Annotated in this window: 24 protein-coding genes, 1 pseudogene and 1 other annotated feature; of the genes and pseudogenes, 22 read left to right on the top strand and 3 right to left on the bottom strand. The window is 59.5% G+C overall.

All coding sequences use genetic code 11. The annotated features are described in order from the left end of the window. Window positions 1–116: 116 nt before the first annotated feature. Genes R2823_05290 through R2823_05265 form a run of 6 tightly spaced genes read left to right on the top strand, consistent with a single transcriptional unit; the run spans window position 117 to window position 5,185 of the window. Complete coding sequence (locus R2823_05290) at window positions 117–740, top strand: TetR/AcrR family transcriptional regulator (protein ID MEZ5175602.1); 624 nt, start codon at window positions 117–119, stop codon at window positions 738–740. Continuing rightward, window positions 737–1,912, top strand: a complete 1,176-nt coding sequence (locus R2823_05285; GenBank protein ID MEZ5175601.1) for a 2-hydroxyacyl-CoA dehydratase — start codon at window positions 737–739, stop codon at window positions 1,910–1,912. Before R2823_05290 ends, R2823_05285 begins: the two co-directional genes overlap by 4 nt. A gap of 25 nt (window positions 1,913–1,937) precedes the next feature. Then, window positions 1,938–3,236: a 2-hydroxyacyl-CoA dehydratase family protein gene (locus R2823_05280; protein ID MEZ5175600.1), complete on the top strand. Its 1,299-nt coding sequence runs from the start codon at window positions 1,938–1,940 to the stop codon at window positions 3,234–3,236. 1 nt (window position 3,237) lies between these two features. Further along, window positions 3,238–4,068, top strand: a complete 831-nt coding sequence (locus tag R2823_05275; GenBank protein ID MEZ5175599.1) for an acyl-CoA dehydratase activase — start codon at window positions 3,238–3,240, stop codon at window positions 4,066–4,068. Continuing rightward, window positions 4,065–4,889, top strand: a complete 825-nt coding sequence (locus tag R2823_05270; protein MEZ5175598.1) for an acyl-CoA dehydratase activase — start codon at window positions 4,065–4,067, stop codon at window positions 4,887–4,889. The genes R2823_05275 and R2823_05270 overlap by 4 nt, the downstream gene beginning before the upstream one ends. Then, window positions 4,886–5,185 carry a hypothetical protein gene (locus tag R2823_05265; GenBank protein ID MEZ5175597.1) on the top strand — a complete coding sequence of 100 codons (300 nt, stop codon included), beginning with the start codon at window positions 4,886–4,888 and terminating at the stop codon, window positions 5,183–5,185. The genes R2823_05270 and R2823_05265 overlap by 4 nt, the downstream gene beginning before the upstream one ends. A gap of 175 nt (window positions 5,186–5,360) precedes the next feature. Here the strand turns inward: R2823_05265 and R2823_05260 are convergent, their stop codons facing one another. Further along, complete coding sequence (locus R2823_05260; GenBank protein ID MEZ5175596.1) at window positions 5,361–5,981, bottom strand: TetR/AcrR family transcriptional regulator; 621 nt, start codon at window positions 5,979–5,981, stop codon at window positions 5,361–5,363. Between R2823_05260 and R2823_05255 the strand changes: the two genes are divergently transcribed. After that, window positions 5,966–7,750, top strand: a complete 1,785-nt coding sequence (locus R2823_05255; GenBank protein ID MEZ5175595.1) for an AMP-binding protein — start codon at window positions 5,966–5,968, stop codon at window positions 7,748–7,750. The genes R2823_05260 and R2823_05255 overlap by 16 nt on opposite strands. Window positions 7,751–7,849: 99 nt before the next feature. Here the strand turns inward: R2823_05255 and R2823_05250 are convergent, their stop codons facing one another. Further along, the gene (locus R2823_05250; GenBank protein MEZ5175594.1) at window positions 7,850–9,274 is read right to left on the bottom strand and encodes a 4-hydroxyphenylacetate 3-hydroxylase N-terminal domain-containing protein; all 1,425 of its coding nucleotides are present in this window, start codon (window positions 9,272–9,274) and stop codon (window positions 7,850–7,852) included. A 306-nt stretch (window positions 9,275–9,580) separates the two neighbouring features. On the opposite strand from R2823_05250, the gene R2823_05245 reads away from it, so the two are divergent. From R2823_05245 to R2823_05175, 15 genes are all read left to right on the top strand, one after another. Beyond that, the gene (locus R2823_05245) at window positions 9,581–10,348 is read left to right on the top strand and encodes an SDR family oxidoreductase (GenBank protein ID MEZ5175593.1); all 768 of its coding nucleotides are present in this window, start codon (window positions 9,581–9,583) and stop codon (window positions 10,346–10,348) included. Between the two features lie 168 nt (window positions 10,349–10,516). Continuing rightward, entirely contained in the window at window positions 10,517–11,302 is a 786-nt protein-coding gene (locus tag R2823_05240; protein ID MEZ5175592.1) for an N-acyl homoserine lactonase family protein, read from the top strand. Next, on the top strand, window positions 11,302–11,610 hold the full coding sequence (locus R2823_05235) for a RidA family protein (GenBank protein ID MEZ5175591.1): 309 nt from the start codon (window positions 11,302–11,304) through the stop codon (window positions 11,608–11,610). Before R2823_05240 ends, R2823_05235 begins: the two co-directional genes overlap by 1 nt. Before the next feature lie 55 nt (window positions 11,611–11,665). Beyond that, complete coding sequence (locus R2823_05230) at window positions 11,666–13,027, top strand: ABC transporter substrate-binding protein (protein MEZ5175590.1); 1,362 nt, start codon at window positions 11,666–11,668, stop codon at window positions 13,025–13,027. Between the two features lie 92 nt (window positions 13,028–13,119). Next, window positions 13,120–13,998 carry a branched-chain amino acid ABC transporter permease gene (locus tag R2823_05225; protein ID MEZ5175589.1) on the top strand — a complete coding sequence of 293 codons (879 nt, stop codon included), beginning with the start codon at window positions 13,120–13,122 and terminating at the stop codon, window positions 13,996–13,998. Between the two features lie 19 nt (window positions 13,999–14,017). Next, window positions 14,018–15,826, top strand: coding sequence for a branched-chain amino acid ABC transporter ATP-binding protein/permease (locus R2823_05220; protein ID MEZ5175588.1), 1,809 nt, complete (start codon window positions 14,018–14,020; stop codon window positions 15,824–15,826). Window positions 15,827–15,836: 10 nt separating this feature from the next. Next, window positions 15,837–16,568, top strand: a complete 732-nt coding sequence (locus R2823_05215) for an ABC transporter ATP-binding protein (GenBank protein ID MEZ5175587.1) — start codon at window positions 15,837–15,839, stop codon at window positions 16,566–16,568. Beyond that, window positions 16,568–17,389: a sulfurtransferase gene (locus R2823_05210; GenBank protein MEZ5175586.1), complete on the top strand. Its 822-nt coding sequence runs from the start codon at window positions 16,568–16,570 to the stop codon at window positions 17,387–17,389. Before R2823_05215 ends, R2823_05210 begins: the two co-directional genes overlap by 1 nt. A gap of 42 nt (window positions 17,390–17,431) precedes the next feature. Further along, window positions 17,432–19,798 carry a xanthine dehydrogenase family protein molybdopterin-binding subunit gene (locus R2823_05205; protein ID MEZ5175585.1) on the top strand — a complete coding sequence of 789 codons (2,367 nt, stop codon included), beginning with the start codon at window positions 17,432–17,434 and terminating at the stop codon, window positions 19,796–19,798. Next, window positions 19,795–20,694: a xanthine dehydrogenase family protein subunit M gene (locus R2823_05200; protein ID MEZ5175584.1), complete on the top strand. Its 900-nt coding sequence runs from the start codon at window positions 19,795–19,797 to the stop codon at window positions 20,692–20,694. Before R2823_05205 ends, R2823_05200 begins: the two co-directional genes overlap by 4 nt. After that, window positions 20,681–21,178, top strand: coding sequence for a (2Fe-2S)-binding protein (locus R2823_05195; GenBank protein ID MEZ5175583.1), 498 nt, complete (start codon window positions 20,681–20,683; stop codon window positions 21,176–21,178). The genes R2823_05200 and R2823_05195 overlap by 14 nt, the downstream gene beginning before the upstream one ends. Continuing rightward, window positions 21,175–22,377 (top strand): FAD/NAD(P)-binding oxidoreductase, encoded by a 1,203-nt coding sequence (locus R2823_05190; GenBank protein MEZ5175582.1) that lies wholly within the window; start codon window positions 21,175–21,177, stop codon window positions 22,375–22,377. The genes R2823_05195 and R2823_05190 overlap by 4 nt, the downstream gene beginning before the upstream one ends. Window positions 22,378–22,423: 46 nt before the next feature. Beyond that, the gene (locus R2823_05185) at window positions 22,424–22,975 is read left to right on the top strand and encodes an SRPBCC family protein (protein ID MEZ5175581.1); all 552 of its coding nucleotides are present in this window, start codon (window positions 22,424–22,426) and stop codon (window positions 22,973–22,975) included. 76 nt (window positions 22,976–23,051) lie between these two features. Further along, window positions 23,052–23,333 (top strand): transposase, encoded by a 282-nt coding sequence (locus tag R2823_05180; GenBank protein ID MEZ5175580.1) that lies wholly within the window; start codon window positions 23,052–23,054, stop codon window positions 23,331–23,333. Next, entirely contained in the window at window positions 23,330–24,193 is an 864-nt protein-coding gene (locus R2823_05175; GenBank protein ID MEZ5175579.1) for an IS3 family transposase, read from the top strand. The genes R2823_05180 and R2823_05175 overlap by 4 nt, the downstream gene beginning before the upstream one ends. Before the next feature lie 50 nt (window positions 24,194–24,243). Here R2823_05175 and R2823_05170 read toward each other — a convergent pair. Continuing rightward, window positions 24,244–25,313, bottom strand: a pseudogene (locus R2823_05170) (IS3 family transposase). After that, window positions 24,898–25,011: a sequence feature (AL1L pseudoknot), on the bottom strand. (Overlaps the previous pseudogene by 114 nt.) Window positions 25,314–25,350: the final 37 nt, after the last annotated feature.

Genomic DNA, 25,350 nt, shown 5'->3' with positions numbered 1-25,350 from the left:
CACGGAGACGAGCGAGAGCCCGATTCTTCGGGTTGACAGAAGGTTTCTCAGTCTGATACTCTGGAACAAACCGGCCAGTCGGTATGTAGTCGGCCGGTAGGAAGTTGGAAGTACGGATGGCAAGCAGCACTTCAGCAACGCTCTCGAGATCCGAGACCACCGTCGCCAAGATCATCGCGGCGGCCAAGAGCCTGTTTGTGTCGCGCACCTACGCCGATGTCACGATGGACATGATCGCGACGGCGGCTGGCGTCACCAAGGGGGGCCTCTATCACCACTTCCCTTCCAAGGAGAGCGTCTACGCATCGATGATGCTCGACGACTTCGCAGCAAAGCGGGACCTCTTCTCCGAGGCGGTCGCCATGGAGGGGACCTGCCGAGACCGCCTCGCCAAGCTGACCGGTGACTTCCTCGCTCTCCCACCCGAGGAGCGGCGTCTTGCCGGGCTTGTCCGGCGTGACATCAACACCTTCTCGGGCGACGAACGCACCCAACTGGTACGGGCATACCAGATGGCCCTCCCCCGCCAAATCGAAGCCATCATCGCCGACGGTATCGCCGACGGCGAGCTCGCGCAGGGAGATCCTCGTCTCTTGTCGTGGTGGTTCGTCGCACTCGTGGAGGTTGCGGTGAGCCGCTACGCCGACGACTCGCTCGGCAGCGCGAGCGCCCGCCTTGATCACCTGCTCGACCTGTTCTTCGACGGGGCAGCAGCCAAACACAACGGAGGAAACGAATGACATTGGCCACCACAGGCGTGTTCACCGAGTGGCGCGGCAAGTCGCTCGACGATGCGCTCGTCGAATGCCGCGACATGGTCGAAGGCTCCGAGTTCGAGACGGTGCGCCGCTGGCGCGACCAGGGAGGCAAGGTTGCAGGCCACTTCCAGGTCTATTTCCCCGAGGAGATCGTGCACGCCGCGGGCATGCTGCCGTTCAAGGTCAGAGGCGCCCCACTCGAGCCGTCGAGCGCCGACTCCCATTTCGGCTCGTATCTGTGCTCCATCCTCAAGACATCCCTCGAGCTCGCCCTTTCGAACACGGTTGAGATGGACATGTTCATCTCCCACCCCATCTGTGACGCCGCCCGGAACCTCGCGGCCATCTGGGGCCGGAACCTCGATTATCCCGCGCAGATCCTCTATCTGCCCCAGAACCCGAACTCGGCTGGCAGCGTCGACTACCTCGTGAACGAATACGATCGGATCAGAAGACTCGCCGAGCAGATCACCGGGGCCACCATCACCGAAGACGATCTGTGGGCATCGATCGATGTGTTCAACGAGAACCGCAGGTTGTTGAGGGAGCTGTACACGATCAAGCGGGACAAGCCGTGGCTCATCGCCGCCGAGGACGCCTACGCACTGGTGGCGCTCGCCGGGATGATGCCTCGAGAGGAACACAACGAGATGATGGCCACCCTGCTCCCGATGATCCACGAACGGGATCTCAAGAAGGAGGACCGCATCAGGGTGGTCTTCGAGGGGGGCTTTTGCGAACAGCCGCCGTTTGACCTCATCCGGATGCTGGGGCGGACCTGCTATGTCGTCGATGACGACTTCCTCATTGGCCTGCGATACATCACCGAGGATGTTCCAACGACCGGCACACCGCTGCGCCAGCTCGCAGAGTCCTATATCGATCGTTCGTCCTACAGCCCGGTTCAACACGACCTTCGCAAGCCGAAGGAGAAGATGCTCAAGGACCGCATCGCGAACGCGAGGGCCGATGCGGCGATTCTGGCCGCAGCCAAGATGTGTGAACCCGGCCTTGAGGAGCAGGTCACCTATACCCACACCCTCGACGAGGACGAGATCGCCTACTTCGTGAGCGAATTCGAAGAGCTGATGACCTCGTTCGACCAGCTCGAACTCCAGCTCGAGACCTTCGCAGAGAACCTGTTGTTCGCATGATCAACCGCACCACGAGGAGACACCGATGACGACACAGACCAAAGACATCGTTGGAAGAGGCAACCGGGAAGGCGCCGATCTCTTCCGGGATTGGTTCACCGAACTCGACACCGCAGCAAAGGAAGGCAAGGACGCCGCCTATGTGTTCGTGATGGGCTCGATCAACGAGGTCCTCAAGACCTTTGACTTCCCCGTCACTTTCCCTGAGATCAACTCGCTCCAGACGGCAGTGCGCAGGGTTGCCCACGAGTATCTCGAGGAAGCCGAGGACTACGGCTACTCCCCCGACATCTGTGGCTATGTGAAAGCCGATGTCGGCACACAGCTTCGCGGAGGCGAGCACCCGATGGCGCAGATCCCCAAGCCGGGCCTGACCGTGCTCACCAACGCCTGCAACACCTACATCAAGTGGGCCGAGATCTGGGAGCGGATGTACGACACGCCGATGTTCACGATCGATGTTCCGGGCACCCGCCAGGAGGGGCTCGTCACCTGGAAGGGCGACATTGACTTCGATGCCGACCGCAAGTATGTCGAGGTGCAGCTCCACGAGCTGATCTCGCTGTGTGAGGAGCTCACCGGCACGAAGTTCGATATCGACAAGTTCCGCGAGGTGCTCGGGTACGCCAACACGATGAGCCGATCGTGGGAACGGATTCTCGAGCTCAACGCGGCGACCCCGTCGCTGTTCAACGCCTTGACCGACGGCACGATCTATCTCGGTGTTGCCAACGGCCTTCGCGGCACCAGAGAGGGGGCAGAGTACTTCGAGCGACTCGTCGAGGAGATGGAGTACAAGGCAGCCAACGGTATCGGCCAAGCGATCGATGAGCGGTACCGGCTCGTGTTCGTCGGTGTCCCGTGCTACCCGATCTTCCGCCGGTTCAACGAGCTGTTCACCGAGTGGGGCGGCACCTTTGTCAATTCGACCTACCTGTGGTTTGCCTCAGGTGGCACGAATCGGGGATTCCAATACGATCTCGACGATCCGATCGCGAGCCTCGCCGAAGGTGTGCTCGTCAGTGTGCGGGACGCGATGGACTCGATGTTCCACCAGAATGTCGCCATCAAGGACATGGCAGAGAACTTCAACATCGATGGGGTCATCTACCACCCGATCAAGAGCTGCCGCACCGTGTCGACCGGTCTCGCCGACGGTCGGAAGCACATGACGGACGAACTCGGCATCCCGTCGCTGTTCATCGAATCGGACATGATGGACCGCAGGGTCGTCTCGGAAGCACAAATGAAGAACCGCATCGATGCCTTTTTCGAAGGCCTCGCATCCCGGGAGCGTCAGGCGCTCGCCGGACAGAAAGGATGAGGTGATCTCGTTGGCATATGCAGCAGGAGTCGATGTCGGCTCAACACAAACCAAAGCAATCATCATCGACGAAGACGGAAACATCGTCGGGCGCTCACTCATGGACACCGGCGCAAATGTGATCCACGCCGCGGAGAACGCCTATGTGGCGGCCCGCGAGGAGGCAGGGATCGACGAGCGTGAAGTCGAGTATGTGGTCGGGACCGGCTATGGCCGCTACCGCGTCACCTTCGGCAACAGCCAGGTGACCGAGATCAGCTGCCACGGCCGGGGTGCGGTACACCTGTTCCCCAACACCCGCACCGTGGTCGACATGGGAGGGCAGGACACCAAGGCCATCTCCGTTGACGAGAACGGCGAGATCACCGACTTCTGCATGAACGACAAGTGTGCAGCGGGAACGGGCCGCTTCCTCGGTGCCGCAGCCGCCGCGTTGGACATCCCCCTCGATGATCTCGGTCCGGTGTCGCTCGAGAGCACCAAGCCGATCAAGATCTCCACGACCTGCACCGTGTTCGCAGAGTCCGAGGTGCTCGCCTGGATCGGAAAGGGAAAGAAGATCGAGGACATCTTGTGGGGTGTGCACACTTCGATCGCTTCACGGTCCGCAGGCCTCATGCGACGGGTCGGGATCAACGATGAGGTCACCTTCACCGGGGGTGTGTCTCGCAACAAGGGCATGGTCAAGGCGCTCGAAGAACGGCTCGGCAAGCATCTCAACATCAGTGAGGACTGCCACTACATGGGAGCACTCGGAGCGGCGCTGTTCGCTCTTGACAATGTCAAGGCGGGCCGCAATCCCGTTGGTTCAGGAGCGGGGGTGTCATCGTGATTGTCACAGCAGGCATTGATGTCGGTTCGACCTACACCAAGGTCGTGATCCAGGACGAGGAAGGTGAGCTGCTCGCCAAGATCGTTGGACCGACCGGATTCAAGCTCCGTGAGGTCGCTCGGGCGATGTATGACGAGGCTCTTGAAGCGGCCGGTCTGACCGAGGACGACATCGACTATGTGATCGCAACGGGGGCGGGTCGTCACCAGGTGGATTTCAAGGACATCCATGTGACCGACCTCACGGCAAGTGCCCGTGGCGCGTGTTTCCTCTTCCCTGGGACGCGTACGATCCTCGATATCGGCGGTCAGACGATGAAGGCTTCGCGGGTCGACGAGTCGGCCCAGGTGCAGTCGTTCCGTCTCAACGACAAGTGTGCGGCAGGGACCGGCGCGTTCCTCGAAAAGACCGCCCGCTACATGGGTTACACCACCGAAGAGATCAGCGCCCTGATGACCACCTCGAAGGACCCGGTGCCGATCTCGGGTGTGTGCGCGGTGTTCGCTGAGTCCGAGGTGATCAACCACCTGTCGATTGGGACACCACCGGCAGACATCATGCAAGGAGCCATGGAATCGTTGACGGGTCGGTCGGTGCAGCTGATGAAGCGGGTCCGGGCCGAACCCGAGTACACCCTCATCGGGGGCATCTTGCGGTTCGAGACGATGGGCCGCTCCGTTGCTGCGGCGCTCGACGCCGAGGTCAATGTGCCAGATCCCGAGCTGGTCCAGTTCGTATCAGCGCTCGGTTGCGCGATCCTCGGTCGACGCAGACTCGAGAAGCTCGCACAGGAGAAGGTCGAGGCAGCAGTCCCGGCATGAACGAGGTCTTCGAGTCCGCGATTGGTGAGCCGGCGCTCGTTTCCGCGGTCTACTGCGCCGAGGAGATCGCTGTACTCAACGGCGAAGAACTCCACGCCGCCGGGTGGATGCAACGCACGGTCACCGACCCCAGCCGGATCACCGAACTCGAAGAGCTCTACCAAAGTGTCGGATTCGAGACCACCATCGTGCCGCTCGACCCCGACAGCTTCGGGGACTCCTGCAACGAATGCGCCGTCACCGCCTGTTCAGAGTACCTCGCCCTGTTCACCCGGAGACTCGGAGTGTCGGCGTAGACGCAGGCCAGCGTGTGCAGCTGCACATGGCCATCAACGCCCTAGTCATGGCTTCAAGGAGGCGGTGATCCCTTGCCGGTGGAGAGGGCTGGGTTCCCCGACACCATCGCGGCTGCAGCCAGTTGCAAGGCCACTGCGGCAGAGGCAGATCGGATCGAGAGTGGGTCCATCGCGGCTAGCGGGCGCGTAACCCCTCGAGCAACAATTCGAACATGAAATCGGCAACAGCTGCCGATGAGAGCCGACGATCGGCGCGGTACCATTGGTAGGCCCAGTTGCACATTCCAAACATGCCGAGCGTCACGAGACGAATATCGAGCGATCGGAGACTCCCCTCGGCCATTCCTTCATCAATCACTTGCTCCACGAGCATCTGGTAGTGGTCTCTTTGCTTCATGACGACATCGCGGTCGGTCTCTGATAAATCTCGCCAGTGTTCGAAGAAGACCCGAACATGCCCGCGCTTGTGCTCCATCAAGTACAGAACATCGCGCATGATGGCCCGCAGCTGATCCAGAGGAGTCATCGATCGACGGGCGGGGTCTTCTTGGCGCCGAATCAGGTCGACAATGAACTCTTGGTGAATCCGAAAGAGGATCTCATCCTTGCCAGCGAAGTAGTGGTAGAGGGTGGGTTTCGCAATGCCCACAGCCTCCGCAAGCTGTTCCATCGATGCTTGCCAGTAACCTTCGGCATCAAACAGCGAGGCAGCATAATCGACGATCTGTGCTCGCCGCTCATGGCCCACGCCGGTATCTGTTCGTGGCTGCGCTAGCTGCGATGGTTGGTTTTCCATTCTTCCACCCTATCCGTACCGGAATCGCTAACCTGCTCCGCCCTTCGACCGACCAGGCGGTCGAATGCTATTGTAGATCACAAGCTTTAGTCAGACAACGCGGCATACAGCATCGCACCATCGTAAACGGCTCGGTGCTCGATGAGACCTCGGAGGTCAGTATGGAGGCAAATCGTGTCCCACTCAGTCCGATCAGCTTCTTGAATCGAACTGCAGATGTCTTTCCCCACAAGGCTGCGGTCTTGGTCGGTGACGGATCGCGGATAACGAATTCAGAATTCAGAACCCGAACAACGAGGCTTGCGAACGGACTCATCGCGATGGGCCTCAATCAGGGCGATCGGGTCGCCGTCCTAGCTCCCAATGATCTACAGCTGCTTGAGGCACACTTCGGCGTACCTGGCGCAGGCTGTGTCCTCGTTGCGCTCAACACGCGGCTCAGTTCGAGGGAGTATTCGCAGATCCTCGCTGATGCACTTCCCCGCGTTCTCATCGTTGACCAGACGCTTCTGGCGGGGATCGAGGATGCTGCCACTACGATCCCGTCCATAGAGAGGATGCTCGTTGTTCATTCTGAGTCAGGGGCTGGGACGGTGGATGAGGATTATGAGCAGTGGCTGTCGAGTGCCGCTGCTTCCGAATCGCTTCGCCTTCCGAAGCATGAAGACCAACCCATTGCAATCAACTACACGTCGGGCACGACTGGAAGGCCCAAAGGCGCGGTCTACACCCATCGGGGAGCCTACCTCAACGCTCTCGGACAGGCCCTCGGCATGGGCCTTGACTCGAGTTCAGTCTTCTTGTGGACCCTGCCGATGTTTCACTGCAATGGCTGGTGCATGACGTGGGCCGTAACTGCGACGGGTGGACTACATGTCTCGCTGAGAGCATTTGATCCCGATCGCGTGCTCAAGATCATTGAGCGCGAGCGTGTTACGCATTTCTGTGGGGCGCCCGTAATCCTCAACGCGATGGCTACGGCGACAGGTGGGCCCCAGCAGGAGTATTCGCACAAGGTCATCGTGGCAACCGGGGGTGCCCCTCCATCCCCCACTGTGATCGAGCGGATGCAATCCCTCGGAATCCACGTGCGGCACCTGTACGGTCTAACCGAGACATATGGTCCATCGTTGATTTGTGAACCTCAGCCCGAATGGTCGCTACTCGATGTCGATAGGCTTGCCCAGCGTATCTCGCGACAGGGCGTTCGAACCGTCAATGTGGAGGCAGCGCGTGTTGTTGATAACACCGGCGACGATGTGGCGTCGGACGGCGAAACTCTTGGCGAGATCGTGATTCGGTCCAATACAGTCATGGCGGGCTACTTCGGGGATGATATTGCCACTTCGGATGCGCTGGGAGACGGTTGGTTTCACACGGGTGACTTGGCTGTGGTGCACGAAGATGGGTACATCGAGGTCCGCGATAGATCCAAAGACATCATTATCTCGGGTGGCGAGAACATCTCGTCAATCGAGGTTGAGAATGTGATCCTGTCGCATCCCAAAGTATCAGATGCGGCAGTTGTCGCCACGTCCGACGAAAAATGGGGAGAGGTGCCAGTGGCATTCGTGACACTCCTAGACGGCGAGTCGGCGCAGGAGAGTGAGATCGTAGAATGGGTGCGCAGCACGCTCGCACACTACAAAGCACCCAAGGTTGTCGTCTTCGGACCCCTTCCGAAGACCTCGACAGGCAAAACCCAGAAACACCAACTGCGCGAACGCGCTGCAGCGACCGATCGTATCAACACCCAGGATCAGGAATGAGCGAACGAACCGCCTCGACCATCTGTCCCTCTCCAGTTTCGCCCAACAAGCTGGAATCTTCGACTGTGCTGACCTACACAGGCCTCCGACTCGATCGGGTCAAGCTCGATTCGGTTCGAGTCCCGCAAGGTGTTTCGCATAGGTCACCGCAGGCTTCGGATCGTAAGCTCTGAACATCGCCATCTTCTCAGCTTCCAGCGAACCTTCGGCATGGATCGCGAGCACGGACTGGTAGCCAGCGTAGAGGCGTGCCGTAAGGTCACTGATCAGGTTCATCATCGCCATGCGCTCAGCAGCCGGCCATGATCCTGCAAGGTACTTCTCGAGGACCGGCCGCACCTCTGGCGATTCCCAATCCTTGCCAGACGGGCCCGTGACCAACAGTCCTCCAGCAAGATCCTGAACGATCTCGATTGCAGCATGGAACTCCCTGGCGAATGTCCACTTCGCTAGATTCGTTGTGAAAACATGCGGATACGCAATTGAGTGCTCAGTGGTCGCCCTCTGTGCGGCCAGTTCGATCAGCCCCCGAACGGTCTCCGCGTACCCGGCAAGCCATGTCAACTTGTCTCGGACATGGCTGGCGGCCAAGATCCCGTTGGCTTCCGCAATCGCGATACCGGCACCAACGAATGCGTCCAACAGCGGCAGCTTGTAGCTTACAGCAGTGAACCTATGGAACTCGACAAAGCTGAGCGCTGTTGCGCCTGCCAATTCGGTCGAGTCAATAAAGAAGACATCTTCCCAGGGTACAAAGACATCGTCGAAGACGGTCAGAGTGTCGAGCATCTTGTGAGCGTGAGACACTGGATGAGTCCATGGGTGCTCTCCACCATCGAGGAAATCCGAAACATAGAATGTCAGACCCTCCGTGTCGGCTGGAACCTGAAAGGACACTGAATACGGTTCGTCTCCTGGCATCATGGTTCGGCTTGGCAAGACGATGATGTTGTCAACATAAGGCGCGCACGAGGTGTGAGCCTTCGCGCCACGGACGATGATTCCGTCATTGCGCTGTTCAACCACGCGTAGGTAGGAGTCTGGATCCTGTTGCTTGGAGGGTCGAAGACTGCGATCACCCTTGACATCGGTCTGAGCAACCGCGAGGGCACGATCGTTATCCCGACACTCCGCGTAGAAGGACATCAGCCGATCATATCCGTCGTGTTCGTAGCGCTGGAGAACACGCATCAACGCGAACAGGGCGTCGGTCCCAATCTCCTTTATGAGAAGGACGAGCGTCGCGCCCTGAGCTGTCGCGGCCTCGATCAGTCGAGACCGCGCCGCGAGATGGTCGGATGTGCGAGGAACGCGATAGTACGCCGAATAATCTCCGTCCTCGTCGGTCGCGACGGCAAGCTTTCTGTACTGCTGCGATTCGGCCAACTCGAAATCGATAGATGCATGCCGAGCCGCAATTCCAATCTCCGAGTGTGCCACCACATCTTGAACCTTCGTCCCTCGGTAGACGACCCGACGGTTGTCATGCAGTCCTTCTAGAAACTGGTCAGCGGTCCGAAGCATGTTGATCATCCCTTCTTGTGTTCTTCATGTCCTTCACCCAGCTCACGCACGGCAGTCCTCGAAACTCCGCAGCGAGCAGATTCATGCCTGGCACCCGTACGGTACCAACCGACTAGGCGGTCGAGCAAATCCTTCGGTAGGATGACACCGACGAAAACGACTGATTGGATGTTCGGCGCGACGTGGCGAATACACAGCGCGGGGTCTCCGATGGGTTTATGCGTGCCTTGGAGCCGACGAGTCGGCGGCTGGGCAAGCGCGTTTGTGAACGCAAGGTTGGTCGACTCACGCACAGAAAGGCTCCTGATGGGCGGACTGTTTGACTTGGCGGGGAAGTCCGTGCTCGTCACGGGTGGAAACAATGGAATCGGCCTGGGCATAGCGGAGGCGATCGCCTCCGCTGGCGGTTCGGTGGCAATCTGGGGTCGCAACGCGTCACGAAACTCGGCAGCACTTGAGAAACTCAGAGCAATATCAGCTTGCCGTATCGTTGCGTTCCCGATCGATGTTGCGAATGAGCACGAGGTTGCCGATGGTTTTGCAGCCACGGTTGACGAACTTGGCCGAGTTGATGTCGTGTTCGCGAACGCTGGCGTAGGAGGAGCCTCGACACCATTGGTCAACCTGGAAGCCACCGACTGGCGCTCGGTGCTGGCCGTGAACCTTGACGGTACATTCTGGACATTTCGAGAAGCACTCCGCTACATGCAACCGCAGCAACAGGGATCATTGATTGCCATATCCTCCGTCTATGGGGACCGAGGATTTCCGCTTGGCGCCCCCTACGCTGCCACGAAGGCAGCCGTTCGAGCCGTTATCAGAAGCATTGCCGTTGAATACGGGCCGTACGGAATCCGGGCGAACGCGATCGCACCGGGGTGGGTCTCCACAGGAATGACAAGTTCGTTCATCGATGGCGACCACTTCTCCAAGCACCTCAAACCGAGGGTACCGCTAGGTCGCTGGGGCCGCCCGAGCGACCTAGCCGGAATAGCCATCTACCTCGCCTCGGATGCTTCGATCTGGCACACGGGCGACACGATCACCGTCGACGGTGGTTTCCTGTGCAGTTGACCAGACCGAAGGGGTGGAGCTGGACCGCTGAGCTTGACCGAACCATGCCACTCTCGGACACGGTGTGGCAGCCAGAAGCAACGATTTGCGCGGTCGTAGCACGATCGGTATAGTCACAACCGACTAGTCGGTCGACACCAGGTCGGCGAGGACAGCGGAGGACCTCGGATGACTTTCACAATCACCCCCCTAGTGGTTGCCTACGGACCGCACAGGGAGAAGAGCAGATTCACCTACATGCACTACGCGGGTGAAACCATCGACCTGCCCTATGTTTCCTGGCTGATCGAGGGGGAAGGGATCAGGGCCCTGGTCGATGTCGGTTGCAGCGCGACGGACTACGTCGAACATATCAGACCGGCGGATCGACCGTTGGTCCATGTCGGTCAGACATTCGACGATGTGCAGGATGTGACGACAATCGAAGAACATCTGGCCGCACGCGGTTGGACGCCCGATGACATCGACATGGTGATCTTGACTCACCTCGATTGGGACCATTGCATGAGCACTCGAATCTTCCATAAGAGCAAGATCATCCTCCAGCGAAGCGAATGGGATGCTCTACCTCCACATCCACTGTTCAAGAGCGGCTACTGCCCCCCCTACATCTATGAAGAAATCGGGGACATGGACCTAGACCTCGTAGAAGGAGACAAGCAGTTGGCTGAAGGTCTACGACTCATGCTGACGCCAGGGCACACACCCGGGGGACAGTCAGTCGTTGTCGATACTCGCAACGGGAAGTTCGTGATTGGCGGCATGTGTACGATTCGCGAGAACTTCTACCCCCCCGCAGATCTCGGCGACATTGAATACAAGGTGATCCCGCCAGGCGGGCATGTCGATGTCATCGGTGCGTACGACAGCATGATTCGGATGCTGGATGTTGGTGGCGACAATGTCCTCCCGGTACACGATCTGCGAGCCTTCGACATGGGTGTCGTTGGCTGATGCCCGACGAGCCAACCACGGCAATAGCGGTGCCCGAGATTGCCCCGCCAACCGGGTCCTACAGCCACGCTATCCGATCGGGTTCTGGTACCGGACTCCTGTTCGTTTCGGGCCAGATTCCGATCGATTCGGCAGGCAGCCTTGTTGGAAGGCAGGATCCGGAGGCTCAGTGCGAACAGGTCTTTCGCAATCTCTCAGCGGTCTTGAAACGGGGCGGGTCATCGCTCGAGTATGTGTTGAAACTCGGTGTGTTCATGGTCTGCGCGATCATCTCTCAGCCTTCGCTGCCGCCCGTGCTCGCTTCGTGAAGCCGCCGTTTCCGACGAGCACTTTCGTGCTCGTTTCATCACTCCTCGACCCAGAATGGCTCGTCGAGGTAGATGCCATCGCGAGCGTCCCATCGTAAGAACCCGAATCCCCCGTACGCACTTCAACCGAGCTGACGCAGGAACGAATCCAACGACACCGAAACCACAAGCAACAGGAGAAGACATGCTCAAGCCTTCATTAAAGACCATCTCCATCGGCCTGGCGATCGGAATGCTCGCCGCATCATGCAGCTCGGACTCGTCCGAGGAACCAACCACAACACAGGCCCAGCAGGGTGCAACCACCACCGTCGGCGGCCAGATGGAACCTATTCGGGTCGGTACCCTGCTCTCGGTGACCGGTCCACTTGCCAATCTCGGCGACAAGATGCAGCAAGGCATGCAGCTCGCCGTGGACCAGATCAACGATGCGGGCGGAATCGATGGTCGACCCATCGAGTGGATCATGTACGATCCCGCCGGAGACGCCTCAACCGCTATTGACCAGACGCGTCGCCTGATTACCAGTGATCAAGTAGATGTCATTGTCGGTGGCGGAACATCCAGTGGTATAGCGCTTGGTATGGCCGACATCACGGAGGAGGCGGGTATCGTCTTCATGGCAACAGAAGGCGCTCGTCAGATCGTCAGCCCGATCGAGGATCGGCAGTTGACTTTCAAGTCCACATTCAACGACACCGAAATCATCGAGCGCACAATCGAATTCTGGCAAGACCGTGGTATCACCAGAGTAGCCTTCCTCCCGGACACGACCGGATTCGGGACCTCTGCCCTAGAAGTCATAGAGGAATTGGCACCTCCCGCGGGTATTGAGCTGTTCGTTGAGTCCTTCGATCCGTCCACGACCGATCTCACTCCACAGTTGTCCCGATTGGCTGCGAACAATCCCCAGACATTCTTCGCATGGACAGCCACGCCCGCCGGTGTGGTGTTCCTCAAGAACGCCAGCGAGCTTGGACTGCAGGATGATGCCCTTCTGCAGAACGGGTTTGGATTCGTCGATAGTCGGTACATGGTCCAGGCTGAAGATGCTTCCGTGGGGTCCCTCCTGACCGCGGGGAAGCTGCCCGTGTACGACCAGCTTCCAGGTGGAGACGCGCAAAAGGAAGCCCTCACCAAGTTCCATGACGCGTTCGTAGACGCATTCGGCGAGGCTCCGAATGTGTTTGCTACTCAGACATATGATGGAATGATGCTCGTCGCTGAAGCGATCAGACGTGCCGGCACGACAGAAGGCACCGCGGTTGCCAAGGCCCTTGAGAGCATCACTGACTTCGTCGGCTTGAATGGCGTGTACAACTTCTCAGCCGACCGACACGCCGGACTCCAAGCGTCCGACGCGGTTGTATTCGAGTGGAATGGCGAGCGCTTCAGCCTGGTCTGGCCCTCGTTGTAGGTCTCGTTGGGTACCTGTCTCGGACCGCAACTGCCGAGAACTCGGGGTCCCGAGACAGGTACCGTGTTCACGGTGGGTCTTAGGAGCGAACGATGACGCATCTCATCCGAGTTGTGGTTTCCGGCTTGGGGTCGGGCGCGATCTACGCGATGGTGGCTCTCGGGTTTGTGCTCGTGTATCGCGGGACAAAGGTCATCAACTTCGCTCAGGGTGAGTATGTGATGGTCGGTGGCGTCGTCGCAGGAGCGGTGTACGAGGCCTTCGATGTCCACATTCTCATACCAATCGTTGCAGGGTTGTCGGCTGGCCTTTTCGCCGGACTCCTGACGCAGGTCTTGGTGTCATCGACGCGCCGAGCACGCGACAACCCCCATTTGGTGACCCTCGTGACGATCGGTTTCGCTGTGGCACTGAAGGCAGCAGTGATGGTCACCACCGACCGGCAGACGTACCAGCTACCTGGCTTCACGAACAGAATCCCGATCACCGTCGCGGGCGCCACAGTCAATGGACAGGTTTTGCTGAATGTCACAATGATGGCCGTCTCCGCTGTGCTCTTGATGCTCTTCTTCCGGTACACGCGCCGAGGGCTGTGGCTGAGGGCAACCGCCGATGACCCAGAGACCGCCGAGGCATACGGCGTGTCTTCGACGGGTTCATTCCTGTGGTCATTTGGATTGGCAGGGCTTCTGGGAGGGCTTGTGGGAATCGGGCTGACACCACTTGCCCTTATCTCGTTCGACTCAGGAACCTTGCTCGGATTGAAGGGATTCTCGGCGGCGGTGATCGGTGGCCTTGCAAGTCCAGCCGGTGCAATCATCGGAGGATTGATCCTCGGCCTTGCGGAGGCTTTCGTAGCAGGATACGGTCCGAGTGCCTACGCGGATGTCGTAGCGTTCGTCGCTCTACTTGGGATCTTGCTGGCTCGACCGACTGGAATCTTCCGGGAAGTCTCGGTGGACCGTGTCTGATGGTCGACTTGTTACGCTCGTGAGCCGGAAACTCATGGGGATCGGTGTGGGTGCGGACACCATCGCGTTCCTCGTCATCCTTGTAGTGCTGCCCCTGTTCTGGAGCTCAGACTATGAGCTGTCGGTGCTGGCGCGGTTCGCCATTCTGAGCACGCTACTGATGGGCCTCAACCTGATCACTGGTTATGGCCGAATGATCAACCTGGCCCACGCTGGCTTCTATGGGCTCGGGGCATACACCGCTGGAGTACTGACGGCAAAGCTCGCCATTCCAACGGCCATCGGGTTCTGGGTAGCGCCAGCTGCGGCGGCTCTGGTGGCTTGGGCGATTGGGATTCCGAGCCTTCGGCTGCGCGGGATCTACTTCGCTATGGCCACGCTTGGGACCGGCATGGTGCTTTTCCTGGTTTTCGGTCGCGCCGTTGATATCACCGGTGGGCCAAATGGTCTGCGGGGAATCCCACCCCTCACGCTTGGTCCTCTCGCTGTGGACTCGGCAATGACGAGATATGTGCTGGCAGCTGGGATCGCAATCGTTGTCTTCTGGATTGTGCGGCGGCTCGTCGTTGCGCCGTACGGGCAGTCCCTTCATGCCGCAGCGGTCTCCGAACCCGCCGCAGCCGTTGCCGGGGTCAATATCCAGCGAGTTCGGCTCACAGCCTTCGTCTTGAGTGCCGCGATAGCGGGGCTTGCTGGCTCTGTCGAGGTCTTCAATTCCCGGTTCATCTCACCCACGAGCTTCGACTTCTTTGTCGCAGTGACATTCCTCGTCGGATTGACGCTAGGTGGTAGCGGAACAGTCCTCGGACCAGTCGTCGGGTCGGCCGTGCTCGTTGCATTAGCTGAGGGACTCAGTGACCAACCGAATCTACGCTTGCTGCTCATCGGACTCGTGTTCCTGGTGGTCCTTCAAGTCTTACCGGATGGGCTCGTCGGGTCCATCTATGGGTTCTATCGGCGTCATCGCCCTCATCGCCCTGGCGAACTTGACGATTCGATCGAGGTGCCCACACAGTACATGCGAACACGGAATCCCCGTCCGCTGCAGATATCGAACATATCCAAGCATTTCGGCGGGGTTCAAGTTCTGTCTGAGGTTTCCTTGACAGTTGTACCAGGCCGGGTACTAGGCCTCATTGGTCCGAATGGCGCGGGCAAGACGACGCTGGCAAATGTCGTGTCAGGTTTCGTGACGCCGGATCGCGGCACAGTCTTTGTCGGGTCCGTGGACTTGACGAATAGCTCGGTGAACGAACGAGCATCTGAGGGTTTGGGTAGGACGTTTCAGAATCTTGAGTTGTTTCCCGGGCTTTCCGCCGTCAACAATGTGCTGATGGGCGCGTATATTCATCGGCCAAACCGCGTTGTGGATGCTCTCGTCTGGAGTAAGTCAAGTGCTGCTCAAGAGGCATCACAGCGGGAGCTCGCCATGCGGCTCCTAGCCTCGATGCACTTACTCGACGACGCACACAAGGATGTCGACAGTCTGCCGTTCGGTAAGGCCAAGCTGGTTGAGCTCGCCCGCCTCCTCGCACTCGAACCCGAGGCGGTTATCCTTGACGAGCCCGCAGCCGGCCTACCGAGGCATGGAACCGGTCCAGTCCGAGATCTCATCGCGGATCTACAAGAACGAGGCATCGGTGTGGTGCTAATCGAGCACGATGTCAAGTTGGTGATGGGCGTGTCGCACGAAGTTCTTGTTCTGGATCATGGTGTAGCGATCGCTCACGGAACACCCGTCGAGGTTCAGTCTGATCCACAAGTGATCGCCGCGTATCTTGGCCAACCTGTTCGGAGCGTGGACCGGGAAGCCGACAGTGCCAGATAGCCTGCTCTCGGTGCGCGACCTCACGGTCTCGTATGGACGCATCCAGGCAGTCCACGGGATCTCCATCGATGTACCCGAAGGGGCGGTCGTGTCGCTGCTCGGCCCCAATGGAGCTGGCAAGACGACAACATTGCGCGGAATCGCAGGATTACAGAAACCGATCACCGGCAATGTGGCCCTCCTCGGCAACGACATCACTGGACGCTCGGGCCACTCAGTTGCACGCCAAGGAATCAGCCTTGTGCCGGAAGGACGGCGGGTGTTCCCTTCCCTAACTGTGCTCGACAACCTTCGTGTCGGTGCGACCCCGCGGCTGGCACGGCCGTGGCGAAGTCCGGATTCGCTCGCCGATGTCTTTTCCCTCTTTCCGGAGCTGTCCGATCTGACGAATATGCCCGCCGGGCTGCTATCTGGTGGTGAGCAGCAGATGCTTGCGATCGGGCGGGGGCTGATGGCTCAACCTCGGCTACTGGCACTAGACGAACCCTCGATGGGACTTGCACCACAGCTGGTCGAGCGGATCTACTCCTCGCTCGAGGAAACCAAGCGGCTCGGCACATCGATCCTGCTAGCAGAACAGAACACACATCTGGCGCTCGAACTCTGTGACTGGGTCTATGTTCTCGACACCGGGAACATTGCTGCAAGCGGCCCCGTCAACGAGATGAGACGGTCAAGTCAAGTAGCAGCCTTCTATCTCGGAACCGAAGGCAGCACGGAAGGACAGGAGGCACCTTCGTGATGGAATCGCCGAGTCTGATATCGACTCATGAACTCGCTGACCGGATGGGAGACGAGCAGATTCGCATTGTCGATCTGCGCTGGTCTCTCGAAGATGAGGAAAGGGGCCTTTGCGACTACCGAGCGTCTCACATACCCGGTGCCGTCTATCTCCATTGGCTGCGAGACCTCTCTGATCCCGACGACCCTGTCGAGGGACAGATCGCTCCACCCGATCGGTTCTCCGCTGTGATGTCCTCCGTTGGCATTGGCAATTCGACGCTGGTCGTCGCCTATGACGATTCGGAGATCCTGATGGCGTCACGCCTGTATTGGGCCTTGGCGTACTACGGCCACGGGGCAGTACGAGTCCTCGATGGCGGATGGCAGAAATGGTGTCGAGAAGGGCGTCCAACATCGTCTGCTATTCCCACAATCACCGAGGCCGAGTTCGTCGCGACGCCGCGAGACAGCCTTAGATTGACGAAGAGCGACGTGATGGGATCACTGGAGCTTGGGACTGCAATCCTTGATTGCCGTATGGATGAGACCTGGTTCGAGTCAGGTGAGCACATCCCTGGCGCGCGTCGGTTTCCCGCACCACAGTTGCTCAACGCTACCGGAACGTATATCCCAGATGACGACGTACTCCGTCGGGCTCATGACCTGGGATTGTCCAAGGACGACGAAGTGATTCTGTATTGCGGTGGCGGTGTCTCTGCAAGCGCGGCTTTTCGAGCGCTTCACTCCGCTGGCTATACGAATGTGTCGGTCTACGACGGATCCTGGGCTGAGTGGGGAGACGACGCCGAGGCACCAAGGGAACCACATGATGTTCGATGATCCAATGGACGTCGGGGCACTGACAGAATCGCGCGGCTACACATGGTGACAAAGCACATCGGAAGACCAGTTACCCGACTCGAGGATGATCGGCTCCTCCGCGGTCTGGGTGAGTTCGTATCTGATGTGCGATTGCCGGGAATGGCTGAAGTGGCCTTCGTGCGGTCTCCGTTTGCTCATGCAAGAATCGTCAACATCGACGTTTCGATGGCACTTGAGGTGGAGGGGGTGCTCTCAGTACTCACAGGTGAAACACTACCCCCACATCATCCGCTGACTGACACTGTCACGATCGAAGGCCTCACTAAGACACCTCAAGAACCATTGGCGCAGGAGCGAGTGAGGTATGTGGGGGAACCAATCGCAATCATCGTGGCAGAGGACCGTTATGTGGCCGAGGACGCCTGCAGCCTCGTGATTGTCGACTACGACGAGCTGCCCACCATCACCGGAGTGGCAGAAGCGGCGCAGGGCAGCACACTGCTCTTCCCAGACCTTGGATCAAACGTTGTCTACTCCCACACAAAGACCTTTGGCAACCCCGGGCGCTACTTCTCGAACGGAACGAGAATCCACCGCCACGTGTTCCGGGGAAACCGAGTCTCAGCCTCGCCGCTTGAGACCCGCGGATGCATTGCCCACTTCGACCGCGGTCGTGCTTCCCTTCGTTTCTGGTCTTCTACGCAGAGCCAGCACCTCCTCCGTCGCCGCCTGGCCACAACGACGGGTCTTGCCGAGAACCGCATCCGCGTTACCGTCCCTGACGTCGGAGGTGGATTCGGCCAGAAGATCCCTGCTTCTCCTGAGGAGGTGGCTGTAGCGCTGGCATCCATTGCGGTCAATCGCCCAATCAGGTGGATCGAGGACCGACGAGAGAACCTCATCAGCGCGCCGCACGCCAAGCAGCAGACCATTGTGACGGAGATGGTGGTCGGCAGTGAGGGGGAGTTCCTCGCGATGCGCTCTGATGTTGCGGGGGATTCGGGGGCTTACTCGTTCAACACGGCGAGTGCCCTGATCGAGCCCTTCTTGTCAGCCCTTCTGATGCCAAGTGTGTATCGAATCGAGCACTATGAGTGCACTGTCACAGCGGCTCTGACCAACAAGTCACCCATTTCCCCATATCGAGGTGTTGGTTGGACGGCATCGCATACGGCGCGGGAATTGCTGATTGATCAAATAGCAAGGTCGCTCGGCCGTGACCCCGCCGATCTTCGCCGACAGAACATGATCACCTCCGGCCAGCTTCCGTACGAATCCACCACCGGAATGGTGTACGATACCGGCAGCTTCGTTGAATCCCTCGATCTGGCTCTCGAACTCATCGAGTATCGCACAATTCGGGAGTCGCAGCAGCGTACGAGTGTCCCTACTGAGCGCCGTGTCGGTGTGGGTATCAGTCCATATGTGGAGCCCGGTGGTTGGGGAACCGGCGGTGCAGCAGAAAGCCACTGGTCGTTCTCCTCGTATGACGCAGTCTCGGTAACGATGGAGCCGTCGGGAAGGGTTACGCTTGCGGTTGGTACGCCAACCCAGGGTCAGGGTCACCGAACGTCACTTGCTCAGATCGCTGCCGAAGGGCTGGGGGTCCGTCTAGAAGACGTTGAGGTTGTTGACAATGACACTGCTACGACCCCTGTCAGTATGGCCGGAACGCGGGCGAGCCGGACGGCAGTCGTCTCAGGTGGAGCCACAATGCTCGCGGCGTCGGACCTACGAGAACGAATCGAAGCGGTTGCCGGGTATCTGCTCGACGCCCCTGAAGATGAATTGGTGGTGAGGGATGGCACGGTCTTTGTCAAGGACAATCCAGCGCGCTTGGTCACCATGGAAGAGGTCGCGGGTGCCGCGTATTTCGATCCCGGTGTCAGGGGGATCGTACCGGAGCCCGACTTCACGGTGCGTCGATTCTACGATCCGGGGGCGACCTACTCGAACGGCTGTATCACCTGTGCAGTTGAACTGGATACGACAACGGGACTTATCCGGATCATTGACCTAGCCGCAGTTGAGGATTGCGGGACGATTATCAATCCCATGATCGTTGGCGGTCAGGTCCGAGGAGCGGCGGCCCAAGGAATCGGCTACGCCCTGCTTGAGCAGATCAACTACGACCTCGAGGGCCAGATCCGTACCAGCACATTCGCCGACTACCTGTTGCCAACCGCTGACGATGTGCCGAGAGTGAAGGTCAGACACATCGAATCGCCATCACGCAACACGGTAGGCGGTATCAAAGGCATGGGGGAATCCGGCATGATTGCGGTGCCGGCTGCCGTCGCGAACGCGGTCGCCGATGTCCTGCCTCCTGGCTCGGCAATTGAGCACTTGCCACTTGACCCTGAGTATGTCCTCGACCTTCTGCACGGAAACCCCCACGAGAGTATCGAATCCGAGGACGCCTCATGAAGCCAGCGTCTTTCGAACTTGCGATCGCGGAATCGGTCGATCACGCGTCGGCTCTTCTCGCTGAGAATGGTCCTGATGCCAAGATCTTGTCGGGAGGTCAGAGTCTCGGTCCTCTTTTGAATCTGCGCCTCGCGTTTCCGGATCTCTTGGTCGATATCAATCGTTTGTCCACGCTTTCGGGAACGAACCTGGACGCACAAGGCAATCTCGAAATCGGGGCGCTGACCCGCCACCGGAATGTCGAGACATCAGAAGCCGTCGCTTCGCGATGGTCGATCCTTGCACGCGCGGCCGGTCAAATCGGGCACATCTCGATCCGCAATCGCGGAACCATCGGCGGGTCAGTTGCGCATGCCGACCCAGCAGCAGAATACCCGTCGGTTCTGGTAGCCCTCGATGCGCGTATTGTCCTCGTCAGCCGACGCGGTGCGCGCGAGGTGCCGGCAGCTGAGTTCTTTCGAGGCCCGTTCACAACAACGGCGGAACCAGATGAGCTCGTGACCGCGATTCGCATTCAAGACCGACTCGGGCACGAAGCTCAAGCCTGGATGGAATTCTGTCGGCGCACTGGTGATTTCGGGATCGTCGGCGTGGCAGCGGTAGTCAGGGTGGATCCCGACGGGTCATGCTTGTCAGGTCGCTTGGTGTATTCCGGCGTTGACTCCAAGCCCTGGGAATCAAGCTCGGCCTCCCAGTATCTCCAAGCTGCCAGATTATCCGAGGATGCGATTCGTGAGGTCAGCGAGATAGCGGCGAGTGAGTCGGATCCGGTCGCCGACGATCATGCCTCGGCGAGCTTTCGCCGTCATCTGATCCGTGAACTGACACAACGGGCATTGATCGAGTGCCTCCACAACACGAAGGGAAGCAAGAGGTATTCGAATGACGACCGATAAGATCAGCATTGAACTGACAGTCAATGGGATCAGATTCCTCCGGGAAGTCGAACCACGCTTGACCTTGGCCGACTTCTTGCGTGGCGACCTTGAGTTGACTGGTACCCATGTCGGATGTGAACACGGTGCCTGCGGCGCATGCACCGTCTTGCTCAACGGGAAATCCGTTCGGTCCTGCATCCTGTACGCAGCCCAGATGTCAGGTGCTGACATCGTGACAATCGAGGGTCTCGAGACGGAAACCGGCGAATTGCATCCGGTGCAACACGCCATGAAGGAGTGCCACGGGCTGCAGTGCGGCTTCTGCACTCCCGGCATGGTGCTCACCATCATTGAATTGCTGGACAACGAACCCAACCCTTCCGATCAACAGGTACGTGAATGGCTATCCGGCAACATCTGCCGGTGTACCGGATACGAGTCCATTGTCGACGCGGTCAAGATAGCTGGCTCAGCCGTTGCTGACCTCGGGAATGCCAGATGAGATCTCGGAAGACGAACTCGCGACGAAGGGTGCTAATCGTCGGAGGCGGAAATGCCGGAATCTCGCTGTCAGCTCGGCTCGCTCGACAGACACATCTCGATGTGTCGGTTATCGAACCCTCAAGCGTGCATTTCTACCAGCCGCTATGGACTCTGGTCGGCGGTGGTCTGACGAGCGTCGACAAGAGCGTTCGGACGACTGCCCGCGTCATGCCAGAAGGCGTAACCTGGGTGCAGAAATCAGTCGTGTCATTGGACCCAAATGCCGCTACCGTCGATCTGGATGATGGTGCGACCATCGAATACGACTCTCTTGTCGTGTGCCCTGGAATCGAACTTTATTGGGACGCTCTGCCAGGGGCTGAAGCCGCGCTCTCATCGGGAGCTGCAACAAGCGTGTATTCGGCACAGCTTGCGCCAGCGACCTGGGAACGAATCCGACGGCTAGAAGGCGGGACCGCCGTTTTCGTCGTTCCCGATGGCCCGATCAAGTGTCCTGGCGCTCCGCAGAAGATCATGTACCTCGCGTCCGACTATTGGAGATCCCAGGGCATACTTGACAGAATCAGAGTCATCCTTGTCCTCCCCGGTGAAACACTGTTCGGACTCCCCCAGTTTGCAGCCCGACTCGAAGCTGTTGTTGAGCGGTACGGAATTGAGGTCCGGTATGGCCACGAGGTAGTCGCCGTCGACGGTACGGAGGGCACCGTCACGGTGCAGGATCGATCTACCGGAGACCAGTCGAGCATTCCATATGACTTCTTACACTGTGTTCCGCAGCAAGGGCCAGCGGACTGGATCAAGGCAAGTCCTCTTGCGAACGAGGCAGGGTGGGTAGATGTTGATCCAGCCACCTTGCAACATCGTGTTTACGACAATGTCTTTTCACTCGGCGATGTTGCGAGCACGCCCAATGCCAAGACTGGCGCAGCTGTCCGAAAGCAGGTACCCGTCGTCGAGAGGAACCTGCTCTTGGAAGCAACCGGAGAAGCACCATCGAGTCACTACAACGGGTATGCGTCGTGTCCGTTGACGACCGCGCGGAACCGTGTGCTGCTTCCGGAATTCGACTATGACGGCAATCACATTCCGTCGATCCCGTTCATCAATCTCGCGCGAGAACGGTATGACATGTGGCTCCTCAAGCGGTACGGATTGCCGTGGATGTATTGGAATCTGATATTGAAGGGAAGGATGTAGTGCGATGTGCTTGCACGCCGCTCGTGCAACCTGGGGATCAGGCACGATGAGAATAAGTCGAGAATTCCAGGTGCGTCGCCCACTAGAGGAGGTTTGGTCGATCTTCGACGATGTCCCAGCCGTCGCGAGTTGCCTGCCGGGCGCTGAGATTCTTGAGGATCTCGGCAATGGCAAGTACATGGGTAGGATCCAAACACGGCTCGGCCCCATTAGAACGAACTTCGAAGGAACAGCAGCCGTCCAGAGCGATATCTCGGACCGATCCGGTCGAATTGAGGGCGAAGGCGTCGATCGCAAAGGTGGCAGCCGAGGCAAGGTCGTGGTCGAGTATTCGCTCAGGGAGACCGACCGTGAGACTTCGATTACAGTCGACGCGGATGTCGCCCTATCGGGTGCGGCGGCGCAGTTTGGCCGAAGCGCGATTATTGAAGAGCTTACAACTCAGATAATCGATGAGTTCGTCAGCTGCCTCGAAGGCACCCTGGATTCAGGAAACGACGGTTCGTCAGGCTTCCAGCAACAGCCCACCGTCTCACTCGGCGTGCTACTCATCAGGAGCATCCGGGCGTGGTTGAGAAAGCTCTTCAGCCGCAGCTGAACGGTAACCTGTGGAGTTGACCCGGTTTGTTGGACACCCGATCCTGGGGTGAGTCTCAGGGGAAGGGAGCCCTTCGATGGGTCGTCCAAGCAAGTATCCGGAGGAGTTCCGGAGGGAAGCTGTCGAGTTGTATCGGTCGTCTGACCGTCCAAGGGTCGAGGTTGCTCGGTCGTTGGGGATTTCGGATAACACGCTTGCAGCGTGGGTCAAGGCGGCTCGTGCCGAAGCCGAGTCGGGTCTTGATCCTGATGAGCGTGCTGAGCTCGAGCGGCTCCGGAAGGAGAATCGAGAGTTGCGTCTGGATCGGGAGATCCTCCGCAAGGCGGCAGCGTATTTCGCTCGGGAGACGAACAGGTGAGCCGACGGTTCGTCTCCGAGCATGCCGATCGGTATCCGGTCACCAGGCTCTGTGCACTTGCTGGGGTGCCTCGTTCAACGTTCTACGAGTGGCGGAGCCGGGAGCCGTCCCAACGTGACCGCGACGACGCTGCACTCACCGTTGAGATCGTCGATATCCATACGGCGTCTCACGGCACCTATGGGGCACCGCGGGTCTGTGGCCAGCTACGGCATCGAGGCATCCAGGTAGGCCGCAAGCGGGTCGCTCGCCTCATGGCTGCTGAGGGTCTCGTGGGTGTTCACGGGCGCCGCAAGTGGCGGAAAGGACGACCGAACACGGCACCAGCACCAGACCGGCTCCAACGCGACTTCACCGCCGAGGCACCGGATCAGCGATGGGTTGCTGACATCACCGAGTTCGCCTGTTGGGACGGCACCCTCTACCTCGCAGGCATCAAGGACCTCTGTGATCAGTCGATCGTTGGCTGGTCCATGGGTGTGCGTCAGACCACCGACCTGGCCGTCAACGCCCTGGTCATGGCGCTCGGCCGGCGCCACCCAGACGATGAACTCATCCATCACGCCGACCGGGGATCCCAATACACGAGCCTGGAGTTCTCGAACCGAATGGCCGACTGGGGCATTGCACCATCGTTCTCGAGGACCGGGAACTGCTACGACAACGCCGCCATGGAGACCACCTGGGCAACCATCAAGCGCGAGATCCGACACATCTACGGCGACTGGTCACAGATGACCCGCTCCCAGCTGCGCACCGTCCTGTTCGAATACATCGAAACCTTCTACAACCGGAACCGTCACCAAGCCCCACTCGGACACCGAACACCCGCCGCCACCTACGCTGACCACGCCGCATGAACCAACACAAACCCGTGTCCAACAAACCGGGGCAACTCCAGTCCCTGGTCGGGCCCGTAGATCAGCTCGGTCTTGTAGAGGCCGTTGACGGTCTCAGCGAGAGCGTTATCGAAGCTGTCACCGACCGACCCGATCGACGGGGTGGCTCCGAGCTCGTCGAGTGCTTCGCCCCACCGGATCGATGTGAATTGGCTGCCGGCGTCTGAGTGCGCCACCAGCCCTACGAGACTGCATCCCCGGTTCCAGGCGGCCATCGCCAACGCGTCGGTCACCATCTCGGCTCACATGTGCGAAGCGACCCGCCAGCCTACGATCATCCTGGAGAAGGCGTCGGTGATGAAACACACATACGCCACACCCGCCCAGGTCGCCACATACGCGAGGTCGACCACCCACAACCGGTTGGGAGCCGACGCGGTGAACCCGCGGTCGACCAGATCAGCCGGCCGGGCCACGCCGGAATCAGCCTTGGTGGTCCGCACCCTGCGCTGGCGTGACACGCCCTGGATCGCCATGAGCTTCATGAGTCGGGCGGTCTGGTCCCACCCGATGTCATGGCCCGCACGTTTCGCTGCCTTCCACAGCTTGTGCACCCCATACACCTTCCGGTTCGCCACCCAGATGGCCATGAGGATCGCCATCATCAGCTGATCCCTCAGCGCCCGGGCCGACGGCTCCCGTCCCTTGTTGTCGTAATAGGTGGACGGGGCCATCGGCAACTCTTTGCAGATGGGCTCGACCCCGAACTCGTCCCGGTTGTCGTCCACGAACGCCACCATCATCTCTGTGGGCGGTCGAGCTCCGCCGCAAAGAAAGCCGAAGCCCTCTTCAGAATCTCGTTCGATCGGCGCAACTCCCGGTTCTCCTGCTCCAACCGCCTGATCCGGTCCGCATCAGCCGTCGTGGTGCCAGGCCGCTCACCAGCGTCGGTCTCAGCTTGAGCGACCCAGTTCCGCACCGACTCGATCCCGTACCCGAGCTGGGAGGCGACCGCCTTCACCGACCCGAACCGCTCACCCGTCTCCTCCCGTCGCAGCCGCACGAGACGTACCGCCTCCGCCTTCTGCTCCGGCGTATACCTGCGCCTCGTCGGCGCCCCAGACCATCCATCAGAACTCATGACTCCCATCCTCACATCCAAACTCGAGAGTCTCCAG

Source organism: Acidimicrobiia bacterium (genome assembly GCA_041393965.1).
Taxonomy (GTDB): Bacteria; Actinomycetota; Acidimicrobiia; order Spongiisociales; family UBA5794; genus UBA5794.
Note: the sequence above shows the minus strand (reverse complement) of the source record. Positions and strands in the feature narration are given on the sequence as shown.